Annotated in this window: 13 protein-coding genes; 9 read left to right on the forward strand and 4 right to left on the reverse strand. The window is 60.9% G+C overall.

The features are described 5' to 3' along the window. The first annotated feature begins 3 nt into the window (after window positions 1–3). The 9 genes from wecB (at window position 4) to VSR34_RS12650 (ending at window position 9,889) form a co-directional block, all read left to right on the forward strand. Window positions 4–1,167 (forward strand): UDP-N-acetylglucosamine 2-epimerase (non-hydrolyzing), encoded by a 1,164-nt coding sequence (wecB, locus tag VSR34_RS12610; protein WP_342962686.1) that lies wholly within the window; start codon window positions 4–6, stop codon window positions 1,165–1,167. A gap of 13 nt (window positions 1,168–1,180) precedes the next feature. Further along, window positions 1,181–2,419 carry a UDP-N-acetyl-D-mannosamine dehydrogenase gene (wecC, locus tag VSR34_RS12615; RefSeq protein ID WP_028230967.1) on the forward strand — a complete coding sequence of 413 codons (1,239 nt, stop codon included), beginning with the start codon at window positions 1,181–1,183 and terminating at the stop codon, window positions 2,417–2,419. 39 nt (window positions 2,420–2,458) lie between these two features. Beyond that, on the forward strand, window positions 2,459–3,775 hold the full coding sequence (locus tag VSR34_RS12620) for a flippase (protein WP_342962630.1): 1,317 nt from the start codon (window positions 2,459–2,461) through the stop codon (window positions 3,773–3,775). Between the two features lie 21 nt (window positions 3,776–3,796). Beyond that, window positions 3,797–4,609, forward strand: coding sequence for a glycosyltransferase family 25 protein (locus VSR34_RS12625; protein ID WP_238327794.1), 813 nt, complete (start codon window positions 3,797–3,799; stop codon window positions 4,607–4,609). Between the two features lie 62 nt (window positions 4,610–4,671). Next, window positions 4,672–5,928 carry an O-antigen ligase family protein gene (locus tag VSR34_RS12630; protein WP_063619596.1) on the forward strand — a complete coding sequence of 419 codons (1,257 nt, stop codon included), beginning with the start codon at window positions 4,672–4,674 and terminating at the stop codon, window positions 5,926–5,928. Beyond that, on the forward strand, window positions 5,925–7,022 hold the full coding sequence (locus tag VSR34_RS12635; RefSeq protein ID WP_028211803.1) for a glycosyltransferase: 1,098 nt from the start codon (window positions 5,925–5,927) through the stop codon (window positions 7,020–7,022). Before VSR34_RS12630 ends, VSR34_RS12635 begins: the two co-directional genes overlap by 4 nt. Before the next feature lie 101 nt (window positions 7,023–7,123). Next, on the forward strand, window positions 7,124–7,882 hold the full coding sequence (locus tag VSR34_RS12640; protein ID WP_255217800.1) for a heparin lyase I family protein: 759 nt from the start codon (window positions 7,124–7,126) through the stop codon (window positions 7,880–7,882). Continuing rightward, window positions 7,875–9,143 (forward strand): aspartate-semialdehyde dehydrogenase, encoded by a 1,269-nt coding sequence (locus VSR34_RS12645; RefSeq protein ID WP_238327793.1) that lies wholly within the window; start codon window positions 7,875–7,877, stop codon window positions 9,141–9,143. The genes VSR34_RS12640 and VSR34_RS12645 overlap by 8 nt, the downstream gene beginning before the upstream one ends. Beyond that, on the forward strand, window positions 9,140–9,889 hold the full coding sequence (locus VSR34_RS12650) for a WecB/TagA/CpsF family glycosyltransferase (protein ID WP_036044946.1): 750 nt from the start codon (window positions 9,140–9,142) through the stop codon (window positions 9,887–9,889). Before VSR34_RS12645 ends, VSR34_RS12650 begins: the two co-directional genes overlap by 4 nt. A gap of 93 nt (window positions 9,890–9,982) precedes the next feature. Here the strand turns inward: VSR34_RS12650 and VSR34_RS12655 are convergent, their stop codons facing one another. The 4 genes from VSR34_RS12655 to glyS all read right to left on the reverse strand — a co-directional run bounded on the left by VSR34_RS12655 (window position 9,983) and on the right by glyS (window position 14,507). Further along, window positions 9,983–10,864 (reverse strand): SprT family zinc-dependent metalloprotease, encoded by an 882-nt coding sequence (locus tag VSR34_RS12655; protein WP_028211802.1) that lies wholly within the window; start codon window positions 10,862–10,864, stop codon window positions 9,983–9,985. Between the two features lie 163 nt (window positions 10,865–11,027). After that, window positions 11,028–11,789, reverse strand: coding sequence for a lysophospholipid acyltransferase family protein (locus VSR34_RS12660; protein ID WP_028211801.1), 762 nt, complete (start codon window positions 11,787–11,789; stop codon window positions 11,028–11,030). 34 nt (window positions 11,790–11,823) lie between these two features. Continuing rightward, a complete protein-coding gene (gene gmhB / locus VSR34_RS12665; protein WP_028211800.1) occupies window positions 11,824–12,387 on the reverse strand; it encodes a D-glycero-beta-D-manno-heptose 1,7-bisphosphate 7-phosphatase in 564 nt (187 codons plus the stop codon). A 20-nt stretch (window positions 12,388–12,407) separates the two neighbouring features. Next, complete coding sequence (gene glyS, locus VSR34_RS12670) at window positions 12,408–14,507, reverse strand: glycine--tRNA ligase subunit beta (RefSeq protein ID WP_028211799.1); 2,100 nt, start codon at window positions 14,505–14,507, stop codon at window positions 12,408–12,410. Window positions 14,508–14,514: the final 7 nt, after the last annotated feature.

Consider the following 14,514-nt stretch of genomic DNA (forward strand, 5'->3'; position numbering starts at 1 on the left):
TCGATGGAAAAAACTGTACTACTAACGTTTGGAACCCGGCCGGAAGCGATCAAGATGGCGCCTCTGGTCAAGCGCCTGCAACGCGAGCCGGGCGTACGGTGTCGGGTATGCGTCACCGGGCAGCATCGCGAGATGTTGGACCAGGTGCTCAGCCTGTTCTCGATTCGACCTGACTTCGACCTGAACATCATGAAGCGCGGTCAGGATCTCTACGACGTCACATCGACCATCCTGGCGGGTATGCGCGGCGTGCTTTCACAAGAGCAACCCGATCTGGTGCTCGTGCATGGCGATACGACCACGACGATGGCGGCAACCCTGGCCGCGTACTACAACCGCACGCCGGTCGCTCATATTGAAGCCGGATTGCGGACTGGCAACCTGCTCTCGCCTTGGCCAGAAGAAGCGAACCGGAGGCTGACCGGCGTCCTGGCTTCGCTGCATCTGGCACCCACCGAAGTCGCCAGGGAAAACCTCCTGCGTGAAGGTGTTTCCGCCAAGTCGATTGCTGTCACAGGCAACACCGTTGTCGATGCGCTGCTGCACGTGCGAGGCCGACTGGCCGCGGAGGCAACGCTGCGTGAGCAAGCACAACGCGTGCTTCCGAGGCTCGACCCGAAGCGCCGGCTCGTTCTGGTCACGGGCCACCGCAGAGAGAGTTTCGGTGACGGCTTCGAACGCATCTGCACGGCGCTCGCGCAAGTTGCAGGGGCATGGCCGGAGGTGGACATCGTCTATCCCGTTCATCTCAACCCGAGCGTGCGTGAACCTGTCAATCGCCTGCTCACCGGCATTGCGAACGTGCATTTGATCGAGCCACTCGACTATCTGCCGTTCGTAAGCCTCATGGATCGCGCTCATTTGATCCTGACGGACTCGGGCGGCATTCAGGAAGAGGCGCCCTCGCTTCAAAAGCCCGTGCTCGTCATGCGCGATACGACCGAGCGGCAGGAAGCCGTTGATGCGGGGGTGGTGCGGCTCGTTGGGACGGAAGTCAGCGCGATCGTGCAGGGCGTGGCGCGCTTGCTGGAGGACGACAAGGCTTACGGGGCGATGAGCCGCGGCAAAAACCCGTATGGGGATGGACACGCGTGCGAGCGCATTACGGCTGCGCTGAATGACTGGTGGGGCACCGCAGCTCGCGCGGGTCGGGGACAAGGAGAATAAGGGCTTGGCTACTATGAACTTCGAAACGATTTCGGTTGTTGGACTGGGCTATATCGGACTTCCCACGGCGGCCGCGTTCGCCGCGCGCCGCAAGAAGGTCATTGGCGTAGACGTGAACCAGCACGCCGTCGACACGATCAACCGCGGCGCCATTCATATTGTCGAGCCGGAACTCGACATGCTCGTTCACGCAGCGGTATCGCAGGGCTATCTGCGTGCAACGACGAACCCGGAACCTGCCGATGCATTTCTTATCGCAGTTCCGACGCCATTTGCGGATGGCCACAAACCGGACCTTTCATACATCGAAGCGGCGAGCCGCGCCGTGGCGCCGGTATTGAAAAAGGGCGACCTGGTGGTGCTCGAATCGACTTCACCCGTTGGTGCTACTGCGAGAATGTCCGAGTGGATGGCGGAGATGCGACCGGACCTCACTTTTCCGCAGCAAATGGGAGATGCGTCCGACGTGCGCGTTGCCCATTGTCCCGAGCGCGTATTGCCCGGGCACGTGATTCGCGAACTGGTCGAAAACGATCGTGTGATTGGCGGCATGACAGCGCGCTGCAGCGAGGCGGCGCGCGAACTCTACCAGGTATTTGTGCGTGGCGAGTGCATCATCACGGACGCTCGAACGGCTGAGATGTGCAAGCTGACCGAGAACTCGTTCCGCGACGTGAATATTGCATTTGCCAATGAGCTTTCGCTGATTTGTGACCGGCTGGAGATCAACGTGTGGGAATTGATCAAGCTGGCAAACCGGCATCCACGCGTGGATATCCTCCAGCCGGGGCCGGGCGTGGGCGGGCATTGCATCGCCGTTGACCCGTGGTTCATCGTGGACTCGGCGCCAGAGCAGGCTCGACTCATTCGTGCGGCGCGTACGGTGAACGATGACAAACCAAATTGGGTTGTCGAGCGTGTGGAGCGAGCAGCGAAGCGCTTCAGGGAGCCGTTGATTGCGTGTCTCGGTCTCGCATTCAAGGCGAACATCGATGATTTGCGTGAGAGCCCTGCGGTTGAGATTGCGAACGAACTGGCCGACCGGTTCCCGGCGCAAGTTGTTGCTGTTGAGCCGAATATTCAAAAACTTCCGCCAGACCTGGAAGGACGTATCGGGCTTTGCGATCTACGTACCGCGATGGCTGAAGCCGATGTGATCGTTATTCTTGTTGATCACGCGCAATTCAAGCAAGTCGATCCGATTCGGTTGCAGACGAAGGTGGTGATTGATACGCGCGGGGTGCTCGCGTGAGCGAAGCATTTGTTACTCCATCGCTCAGTCGAGCCGCAAGTGGATAAATTCGTATGCTCGCGACGAGTTCCTGGTGAAACGGGGAGTGCGGCGCGAGCGCCGCGGCTTGGCCGTAACCTGTTCGCGATGATCGCTTGGCAGGTCGGCAATTACCTCGTGCCGCTGGCGACGTTCCCGTACCTCACGCGCATTCTTGGGCCGTCGAATTTCGGCATCCTGGGTTATGCGTCTGCTATCGCCGTCTATGGCGTGCTCTGGACGGATTGGGGCTTCAACCTCAGCGGGCCGCGCGCGATCGTCGAACGTCGCGGCGATAAGGATGCCGTCAACGATCTGATCTGGTCAGTCATTTTTGCGAAGGCGCTGCTTTGTCTTGTTTCCCTGCTCGCTTTGGGTGTCGCGATGCGCTTCGATAGACACGCCGCCACGGCAATACCTGTCGTACTGGTGTCGTGGATTGCCGTCGTCAGCAATGTGTTCACGCTCAATTGGGTTTTGCAGGGACTGGAGCGCTTCTCCCTGTTTGCGGTCGTATCGCTGGCGGGCCGCTTCGCGACGCTGCCGCTGATCTTCGCGTTTGTCAAATCAGCTGATGACATCGCGCTCGCTGCAGCGATCCAGGCATTTGCCCCGTGCATGACGGGGCTCTTCTCGCTGCTGATGGTACAAAGGCTCGGGCTTCTGGGTCGTCCGGGACGAGTCTGGCGCTCGGCGGCGCGTCGCCTGAGAGAGGGTGTCGATATGTTCTTGTCGACGATTTCGGTCAGTCTGTTCGGAGTGACCAATACCGTGCTTCTCGGTGCGCTAGGCGATCCTTACCAGGTGGGACTCTACGCGGCCGCTGATCGCCTCAAAACGGTGGGAAACATGGTGCCTGCCCAGATCAATTCGGTGCTGTATCCGCGTGTGTCGGCGCTAATGCTCGACAGGCCTATGTCGGCGGCCAGGCTCACGGCGCTTGGTGCTGTCGCGACACTCGCCATCACGGGCGTGGGCGTGCTTGCTGTCACTGCGCTCTCTCATTACGTGACTAGCGTGCTTCTCGGGCCCGACTTCGGCGCGGCGGCGCCTGTGTTGACGCTGCTTTGCATCGCGACCATTTTCGGCAATCTCGCCTATCTGCTCGGCCTCCAGGTGCTGGTTCCATTCGCGAACGGTAAGTTAAGGTCGGTCGTCATGCTGCTCGCTGGCGTGCTCAACATCGGATTGTCATTCGCGCTGATTCCTCGCTTCGGTGCGCGCGGCGCCGGGTGGGCGTTTCTAACCGCCGAGGCGGTGATCCTCGCGGTGTTCGTCATGGTCATCGTGGGGTCGCCCCGTATGCGGGCGCATTTCACTCAATTGCTGAGGGCATGAATGTCAGCGAGATTTCCGGTCATGATTGTTTCGTTGAAGCGCTCGGGGCGACGAGAGCGCATCGCGGAAGCGATGTCGACGCATGGCGCGCATTTTTCCTTTATTGACGCGATCGACGCACGATGTTTCGGGAACGGCGAACTCGCGCGTCTCTACGATGACGCCGCGGCGCGCGCACGCTATGGCAGATCGCTGAGCTGCGGCGAGGTGGCATGTTTCCTCAGTCATCGACGGCTTTGGCAGGACATCGCGAGTGGCGGCAGGAGCACAATCGTGCTCGAAGATGACGCCCTGATGGATCCTGCGTTCTTCACGAAGGTGCTGAATTGGCGCGAAGACATGCTCGCAGACATGGCTGACGTCGTGCTGTTGGGCCAATCGAAGCTTAGCCGCTCGCGCGAGGCACGAGAGTATCTCTACGAGCCGCTGAAACGCTCCCGTCAAATCGACGGCATGCGCATCGGTACTCCGTTTAAGCAATGGACATCGGGTGCGGTCGGCTACTGGATTTCCCCGCATGGCGCCATGCTCGCACTGGCTCATACGGAGGGGCCAGTGCGGGCGCTGCTCGACGATTGGCCGTGGCATCGTGACGACGGTGCCATGCGCATCAAGGAACTGCGGCCTTACGTGGTGTGGGAGGCGTTCGAATCCATAGCGAGCGACCTCGAAGGCGAGCGCAGCCAACTTACCCCATCGAGAGTACGATGGCGCGATTGCTTGCTGGAGCCCATCCGCGTTGGGCGGCTCATCGCGCGCTGGAGTGTCGCGGCCACGATTCGCGCCGCCGAGTCGATCGGCAGTGGTGGCAAGAAGCAGGACTGCACGCGATGAGTGCCTCGGCAATCCAGATTCGCGAATCACGTACGGGTACATGGGACAGTTCATCGAGATCGATGATCTGGCTCGTCCTTGTGGTCGGTATCGCGCTGTCGCCGCTTGCTGACTTCCTTTCGGCATACACGCTGAAAGGGCAGGTCGGTGGTGACATGGGCGCGCGCTATTCGCTCTACGTACGAGGCGCGATGGTCGCTGGTCTGGTTGCCGCGATGTTGCTCAGCGGTCGGATACGGCTCTCCAGCTGGCGCATTTGCCTCCTCGCGTTGGTGACGGTCGTCATGTCGTTCGCCTCGCTGGCGCTCGACGGAATGACCAGTGGGGAATTCATTGAGCAAGTTATTGCAATTGCCAAGGTCTTTTCCCTCTTCGTCTATGTCGCGGCATTCTCTGAACTTAAGGACACGCAGCTGGAAAAGGTCGAAGCCCTGATGCGCCTGACCCTGTTGGTGTACGGCGTCGCGATACTCGCAGGCGCTGTGTTCTCGATCGATATGTTTCGCAGCTATCGGGGCGAGACCCACATCCGCGCGGGCTACAAAGGCATCATCTACGCGCAGAACGAAGCGTCGGCATTGCTGCTCTCAGGGCTGGCCATGGCCTACCTACAAGTTCTCCGGCATGGCTGGAGTTCAGGGCGGGTCGGGTTGGTCGCGACACTGATCGCGGCGGCGTTCCTGCTCGGTACGAAGGGCGCGCTGGCTGCTGGTTTTAGTGTCATCGCGGCATATTCCTACTCGCGATACGGTGTCGTCAAGGCAACGGCCCGGCTCGCCCTCGTTGTCGCGCTGATGCTAGTGGCGGCGGTCTCAGTCTATTTTATCGTGCCGTCCGTGCGCCAAGCGGTCGATCTCAGCATTCAGTATTTCAGCTATCAAAACGATCATGCGGGCAGCGGCAGAATTGCGACGGTGATTATGTCTGGCCGTAACATGAAGTTCTCGAACGTATGGGATGAGCTCGCCAGTCGAGACTTCCTGCCTCTGCTCACGGGCGGTTACCCAGCTGTTCGATACCTCATTGAAATAGACGGGCCAGATCTTGCGCTAATAATGGGAATTCCTGTCTTCTGCTTGTACGTGCGGGATCTTCTCGGGTTGTACGTACGGTCCGGCGACGGACCTATCGCGCATTACGGAAGATATTTCTTCGTCTTGCTGGTTCTGATCGCCTGCTCCGCTGGTCATGTGCTGACTTCCGCAATCGTCGCACCTTTTCTCGCCATGATCTCGGACCTCGTCCGGCGATGGTCCGACGTGGAGTGCGGGTCGGTTGCAGAAAGCGATGAACGAAAGAAAACGGAGCGCGTGTCATGACCAAAGCAATTTGCGTACTGCATGTTGGTCCGGGATACGGGCAGCGAGGCGGTGTCGCCTCCGTGCTCGAGGAGTTGCGGGCAGCGAAGACGATGTTCGAAGAGAACTCGATTCGGGTCGCATTCTTCGAGACCCGTGGCTTTAAGACGACAAAGGACAGACTGTTGTTCCTTCTGTTGGATCTGCCGCGATTTTTTCTGCGTGTGTGGAATGATGTTGACGTCATCCACTTTCACGTGTCTGCGCGCGGTTCGGCGCTGAGAAACCTGATGCTATTTCGGGCCACGCGCATGCTGCGACGAAAGGTGATATTTCACTGGCACTCGAACAACCTGACCGAATGCATTGAGCGGTCGAACGGATGGTTCAAGGCAGCTCTGCGGGAGTTTATAGAGTCGTCCGATGACGCCATTGGTGTATCGACAGAAATGGCCACGGACATCCGCCAATTCAGAAAGGGAGCGAGTGTTCGTGTGATCGGCAATTGCGCGCGCAATGCGGAGCAGGTTGCATTGCAAGGGCCGGCGAGAGCGATTGACGCGCGTCATTTACAGCCATACGTTGCGTTCTCTGGTCGTTTCGTCGAGGAGAAGGGGTTGCGTGACATGTTTGCCGCTATCGCCATCCTCAAGAAGAAGCAGCGGCACATCCATGTGAAACTCGCGGGGGCAGGTGAAAAGGATCGGTGGGTAGACCTGGCGCAGCAGCTTGACATCGTGGACTGCGTTTCGTTTGCAGGCTGGCTGACCGGCGACGGTCTGATGGACTTCTACCGTAATGCGCGGGCGTTCTGCCTGCCTAGCCACGGCGAGTCGTTCGGCCTATCGACGCTCGAAGCGATGCTTTGCGGTCTTGCGGTCGTCGGAACAAGGACGGGTGGATTCCTCGATCTTGTCAAGGAAGGGGAGACGGGATATCTGGTTGAAACGGGTAATGCAGCGAAACTTGCCGAAGCGCTGGAGCGGGTTCACGACGACCCAGGGGCGGCTTGGCGGATGGGTGAGGCGGGGCGCCAGTACGGCCTCGCGCGTTACTCGTTCAAAAGCGTGTGCGCGCAGTACATTTCTTGCTATCGAGAACTGCGATCGCCTTGAATGATCGGTGAATTTAGTTTGAACTACACATGAATTTTACGTCGTTTTGTTTATCGCGCTTTAGTCTGTGCGGAAGGACGCTATTCGCGTGCGCGCTGGCGATGCCGGGCTTCGTGAGCGCCACGCCGCCGACAGACGACTCTAAATGGAGACAAATGGCTGAAGTCGACTGGCGCGACGGATTGAGCGGCGCGGTGTCGCCTCAAGCGAATCCCGGCGACATCGAGACCGTGCCCGATCCGGACGATGCGCCGCGGCAGGTCTTGAGAGCGACGATCGCGCGTCACGAAAGCTTCACGAATGTTGCTAATGGCACGCCGCGGGCCGAAGTGCTGTTCCGCGAGCCAGCGACGTTCGCGCAGCGCTCCGATTATCTCGTGCGCTGGAGTACCTACATTCCGCGAGGTTTCGAGTTCGATGCGAAGCAAATGGTGATCATTTCTCAGATTCACCAATCGGCGAGGCAGGGTGGGCCGACGGTTGCACTGGCTTTGCTCGGGACAAGCTATTACGTATCGACGCGTGGCGGAATGCAGGTGCAGAAGATAACCGCCAGAGAAAAAATATGCTGCGCCGATGATGACAGGGGGAAGTGGGTCCACTGGACCCTTCGTTATATCCCGGACGACTCCGGAAAACAGTCGCTAACTCAGCTATGGAAGAACGATGAGCTTGTTTTTGGTTCCGAGAAGATCGCCAATGCCTATCCAGGCGACCAGAATGCCTATTTGAAAATAGGTTTGTATAAGGCCGGCTGGCAAAGAGAGCCATCCGACGCGGAAGTGCAAACCTTGTTCTATGGTCCTGTATCAATTCGCAAGCGCCAGGTTGAATTTTTGGAACACGCAAAGCATGAGTGATCGTTTTGAACCGAAAGAAGAAAGAAGTATCTGCCGCGATCGACCGATTGTAGCGGGCAGCAAAATAACCTATGAGGAGGAAGCGGATCAGGTTAGGGCGATCTGTGACGTGCTCCTGCATGGAATCAGAAGTGAGGACTACCGCGGTTACGATCCCTACGACGCGCTAAACAGCGCCGTGTTTGCGTCACTCGGAGGCAAGCGCTTTCGGTTTGCGATGATTGCCTGGCAGCAGTTGCATAGACGTAGTCCGGTCAATTTCAGGCCACTCTGCGGAATCAGAAAAGAGCGGAATCCAAAGGGAATTGCATTGATGGTTCTCGGATTGATCGAACGCTTCCAGCAGACTACGAGCGGTCGCGATCTCGACGAGGCAGTCAGGTTGGGCGATTGGTTGTTGTCCCGGCGGGCTGATCGACAGGAATGGCCGTACAGCTCGTGGGGCTACCACTTCCACTGGGCCGCGCGAGCGTTCGACGTACCGCTCGGCAAGCCGAATGCTATTACGACTTGCTATGTCGTGCGAGCGCTTCTCGCGCTGTGGCGTGCCACTGGCGAGCACCGGTTTATCGACAGTGCTGTAGACGCGGGAAAATTTCTGCAAACGCTGTACACGGTTCAGCAAGACACGGCGTTCTACCGCTATGTGCCCGGTGAGGGTGCGATGGTTCACAACGCCAATCTTTGGTCAGCTGCGATTGTCGCATCGACGGCCAGTCTTGAGGGCGATGTTGCCGCATGCGAGCAGGCGTTGCTCGCAGCGCGTCATTCGGCCCGTGCGCAGGCCGCGGACGGCGCGTGGCGGTACGGGGAGCGCAGTCACCACGCGTTCGTCGACGGATTCCATACGGGCTATAACCTGGAGGCACTTTCCGCTCTGCAGGGTGCATTGAACACGCGCGAGTTCGATCAGGTCGTGGATCGAGGCATTGGGTTCTATCGGCAGGCATTTTTTGAGGCGACCGGCGACGTGAAGTACTACGCCAACCGGATGTATCCGCTCGACATGCATTCGGTTGCGCAAGCTCTTATTACGCTACTGCGCGTCGGAGGAACGGACGAAGATCATGAGCTTGCGCGGCGGGTCATCCATCGTTCGATCGAACGTCTCTATCTGCGAAACAAGGGACGCTTCGTCTATCAAAGGGGCCGCTATTTTTCCAATACGGTGGATTACATGAGATGGACTCAGGCGTGGGCCTTCTACGCACTGAGTCTTTACAGCGCCGACGTTGCGCGGCGCGGGCGAGACGCGCAATGAAAAGAATAGAGCTCTTTTCCTGTCCGATGGACGTGGCGACCGGACGCGAGACTGTTGAGCTGGTCAAGAACCGCGTCGAGGCCAGACGGTTCACTCAACACGTCGTTGTCAACGTAGCGAAGGTTGTACACATGCAACACGATGTCGTCCTTGCGGCGTCGATTCGTGCGTGCGACATCATCAATATTGACGGCATGGGTGTAGTCTGGGCCGCGCGCTTGCTCGGCGTTGAAGTACCGGAACGGGTCGCCGGCGTGGATCTTTTTGACGACCTGCTCGCCATGGCAGCAGAACGCGGCCTTCCGGTCTTCCTCCTCGGCGCCACGCCCGAGGTTGTGCAGGCGACCGCCGAGATCGTTGCGCAGCGCTATCACCGCCTGATCGTAGCGGGCTATCACCACGGCTACTTCTGGGACGATGAACATGCGATCGTTGAGAAGATCCAGGCGTCGGGGGCGCGGCTTTTGTTTGTCGCGATCACATCGCCAAAGAAGGAGAACTTCATCAATCGCTGGCGCGATCAGCTTGGGGTGGATTTCGTGATGGGCGTGGGCGGCACTTTTGACGTCGTCGCTGGGAAAGTACGCCGGGCGCCAGTTTGGATGCAGCGTAGCGGCCTCGAATGGCTATATCGTGTCATTCAAGAGCCGGGTCGCATGTGGCGCAGATACTTGACTACGAACTTGCAATTCGCGGGCCTGGTATTCAAGGCAGTTCTACGCACGCCGCCTTCGCAGACGCGCTAGCCGGAATCCAGGGAGCCGTCGATGTGCCGCGTTGAAATAACAGCCAGCTTTCGGTGAGTCGTGACACTACCTATTGCCCCCTCAAACCTCCGCCTACATCTCCACCGGACACTGCTTAAGCTGCTTCCGCGCCTCCCGAAACTCCGGAAAGATCGACTCAACAGTCCGCCAGAACCGCGGACTATGATTCATCTCCCTGAGATGCGCGAGCTCGTGCGCCACCACATAGTCCACAACCGAAAGCGGAAAATGAATCAACCGCCAGTTCAAGCGAATCCTGCCTTCGCTTGAACAGCTGCCCCACCGCGTAGCTGCCGAAGAAAGCGCATAAGAACGGAACGAAACGCCAAGCTTCTCTGCATACACCACGAGCCGCTCGCCAAAGATCCGCGTCGCTTCGCCCTGCAGCCACCCAGTCACGCGGTCCTTGATCTGCTGCGCCTCGGCATGCGGCGGCAATGGCAACGCAAGCACACGAGTTGCTTCATCAAACGCAAGCAAAGAAGCGCCAAGCTTCACCGCAATGGGCTTGCCGAGAAAAGGCAGTTCGGCCCCATCGCTCCATTCCACGCGCGGCAATACACGTTGTTCCGTGCGGGTTTTCCACTCGGCGAGCTTCGCAAAGATCCACCGCTGCTTCTCGGCAATCGCGTTCTCGATATCGGCGATCGCCACCCACCGGGGCGCAGTGATGCAAAGCCCGGTACCGTCGATCACGAACCCAATCGATTTGCGCGACGAGCGCTTGAGCCGGTAATGCAGCGTGCGCACGCCAAGCTCGACGGTGCGCATCCGTGTGCCGTCCGGCGCAAGCGGCGCTTTGCCCGGCTTCCCGGGCGAAGCCGCAGGCGGTGGTGTGAGAGGGAGGGAGGACGCATCCGGCGCAACGACAGGCGCCGGGTCAGCAAAGAGCGGCAGGTCGAGTTGCCGGTTGTCGAGTGCCGCGCTCGGGTGCGGCGTGGGGGACTTCTGCATCGTCTGGCCTGGTGCGGGTGGGCGTGCGCGTTTCCTCGCAGGGCGTTCGTGCGCGTCGTCTCGTGGCGCGCTTAGCCGCGCGCCAAGGCGCACAAGTCGTGCAAACAGCCTGCGCGCCAGCGCAACGGTCGTCCGCGGGAAAAGCGGCGACACCCTCCGCGCCTCAAATCCGCGCCGCTTTCGCCGCCGCGCCATCCGCTTCGCGATACGCCTCGGGATCAATGCGCCGCATTTCCGCCTCGATCCACTTTTCCACGCGCGTGTTCACTTCGTCGGGCGTGAGTCCGGTCGTCTCGATCGGCTTGCCGATCGACACCGTGACTATACCCGGATATTTGATGAACGAATTTCGGGGCCAGACGTGTCCCGCGTTGTGCGCGATCGGCACCACGGGCGCGCCCGTTTCAATGGCGAAGCGCGGGCCGCCCGTCTTGTATTTGCCCTGCTTGCCCACGGGAATGCGCGTGCCTTCGGGAAACATGATCACCCATGCGCCTTCGGCCATGCGCAGCTTGCCCTGGCGTATGACCGAGGTGAACGCGTTTTTCCCTTCCTTACGGTTAATGTGAATCATCTTCAGCATGCCGAGCGCCCAGCCGAAGAACGGCACGAACAGCAGTTCACGCTTGAACACGTAGCACAGCGGCCGCGGCATGAGCGCGGGAAACGCCAGCGTCTCCCATGCGGACTGGTGCTTCGAGAGCAGCACCGCCGGTCCGTTCGGCAGGTTCTCCATGCCCTCCACGCGGTAGCGGATGCCGTTGAGATGCCGCACGACGAAGAGCGTCGAGCGGCACCAGCCCACGGCCATCCAGTAGCGGCGCGCCGCGTTCATGAACGGGAACGCGATGAAGCACGCCGTTGCGTACGGAACCGTGTAGACGATGAGGTAGATGAACAGTAGCAGGGAGCGTATGAAGCGCATCAGTCGAGCAGGTGGGCGTGTTATGCGTGCGTGTTCACGCAGATTCGTTCGCGAGAAAGTCGAGCGCGAACGCGCGCAGGTCGTCGTGGACCTTCGTGCCTTCGGGCAGGCCGCCCGCGGCGAGCGTCTTCTCGCCCTTGCCCGAGCGCACGAGGTGCGTGGGAAAGCCGAGCACCGCACCCGCCTGCAGGTCGCGCAGCGCGTCGCCTACCACTGGGGTGTCGGCCGGGTCGATCTCGAAGCGTTCCGCGATCATCTTGAGCATGCCCGGCTGCGGCTTGCGGCACTCGCAGTGGTCCTGCGCCGTATGCGGGCAGAAGAACACGGCGTCGATGCGCCCGCCCACGGCGGCCGCCTGGCGGTGCATCTTCGCGTGCATGGCATTGAGCGCGGCCATGTCGAAGAGTCCGCGCCCGATGCCCGACTGGTTCGACGCCACCGCCACGCGATAGCCCGCCTGGTTCAGGCGCGCGATCGCTTCGAGGCTGCCGGGAATCGCGACCCATTCGTCCGGCGACTTGATGAACGCATCGGAGTCGAGGTTGATCACGCCGTCGCGGTCGAGGATCACGAGTTTTCTGGTAGTGCTGGTCGGCATGGCGTCTCGCTTTGTCCTGCTCAGGCGGCGAGCCGCGAGATGTCCGCGACGCTGTTCATCTGGCGATGCAGCGCCTTCAGCAGCGCGAGGCGGTTCGCACGCAGCGCCGGGTCTTCCGCGTTCACCATGACGTCGTTGAAGAACGTGTCCACCGTTTCGCGCAGCGCCGCAAGCGCGGAGAGGGCGCCCGTGTACTCGCGTGCGGCGAGTTGCGTTTCCACGCGCGGCGCGACCTGTTCGAGCTTGGCGAAGAGCGCCTTCTCGGCGGCTTCGACGAAGAGAGTGATCTGCACGCCCGCGTCTTGCGCATCCTCGGACTTCTTGAGGATGTTCGAGATGCGCTTGTTCGCTGCCGCCAGCGCTGCCGCTTCCGCGAGCGCCGCGAATTCGCGCACGGCTTCCAGGCGCGAAACGATGTCATCGAGGCGCGTGGGGTTCAGCGCGAGCACCGCGTCGATTTCGGTGGCCGCAAAGCCGCGTTCGCGCAGCATGCCGCGCAGGCGGTCCATGCAGAATTCGTAGATGGCCTGCGTCGATTCCGTGACGGCCTCGATGCCGGCAAACTGTGCGTAAGTGGCGCGCAGCAGTTCGACGAGGTCGAGCGGCAACTGCTTTTCGACGAGAATGCGCAGCACGCCCAGCGCGTGGCGGCGCAGCGCGAACGGATCCTTCTCGCCGGTCGGCGCGAGTCCGATGCCCCAGATGCCGACCAGCGTCTCGAGCTTGTCCGCGAGCGCGACGATCGTGCCCGTCGTGGTGGCGGGCAGCGCATCGCCGGAGAAGCGCGGCTGGTAGTGCTCGGAGCACGCAATCGCCACTTCTTCGGGCTCGCCGTCGTGGCGCGCGTAGTAGGTGCCCATCGTGCCTTGCAGCTCGGGGAACTCGCCCACCATGTCGGTCAAGAGGTCGGCCTTCGCGAGGCGCGCCCCCCGTTCCGCGAGCGCGATATTGGCGCTGCACATCAGGGCGATCTGGCCCGCGAGCGCTTCGAGGCGCTCCACGCGCTGCAGCTGCGAGCCGAGCTTGTTGTGATAGACCACGTTCGCGAGCAGCGGCACGCGGTCGGCCAGCGGCTTCTTCTTGTCCTGCTCGAAGAAGAACTTCGCGTCGGCGAGACGCGGGCGCACCACGCGTTCGTTGCCCTCGACGATCTCGTCGGGCGTTTGCGTCGCGATGTTCGAGACGATCAGAAAGCGCGAGCGCAGACGGCCTTGATCGTCGGTGAGCGCGAAGTATTTCTGGTTGGTCTGCATCGTGAGGATCAGGCATTCCTGGGGCACTTGCAGGAACTCGTCCTCGAAGCGGCACGCGTAGACCACAGGCCATTCGACGAGCGCGTTCACTTCGTCGAGCAGCGAATCGGGCATCACGACCTTGTCGCTGCCTGCCTGCTCGCTGAGTTGCGCGCGGATCGATTCGCGGCGGTCCGCGTAGCTGGCGATCACGAAGCCCTTGTGCTGGAGCGTGTGCGCGTAGTCGTCGGCGTGCGTGATGGCGATGAGGCCTTCGGAAAGGAAGCGATGGCCGCGCGTGGTGTCGTTCGCGTCGATGCCGAATGCCGTGACCGGCACGATCTGGTCGCCGTGCAGCACCGTGAGGCGATGCACGGGGCGCACGAACTGCACGTTGCTGCCGTCCGGGCGCTGGTAGCTCATGACCTTCGGAATCGGCAGCTTGCCGAGCACTTCGTCGAGCACGGCTTGCAGGCCGTCGGCGAGCGTGGCGCCGGGCGCCGAGTAGCGCAGGAAGAAGGCTTCGTTCTTGCCGTCGCTCGCGCGCTCGAGGTCGCTCACGGGGAAGTCGGGGAAGCCGAGCGCGGCGAGCTTCTTCACGAGCGGCGCGGTGGGCTGGCCGTTGGCGTCGAGCGCGACCGAAACGGGCAGCACTTTTTCGCGCACCTGCTTTTCAGGCGCGACGCTGCGCACGTTCTTGATCGTCACGCCAAGGCGGCGCGGCGTGGCGAAACGTTCGAACGAGAGGTCGCCTTCGATCAGGTCGCGCGCGGCGAGGCGCTGCGCGATGGCTTCGGCGAACGCGTCGCCAAGGCGTGCGAGGGCCTTCGGCGGCAGTTCCTCGGTCAGCAGTTCGACGAGGAGGGTGGCGTGATGAGCTTGCGTCATTGTTCTT

Origin of the sequence: Paraburkholderia sp. JHI2823 (assembly GCF_038900695.1) — a bacterium.
Classification (GTDB): Bacteria; Pseudomonadota; Gammaproteobacteria; order Burkholderiales; family Burkholderiaceae; genus Paraburkholderia; species Paraburkholderia mimosarum.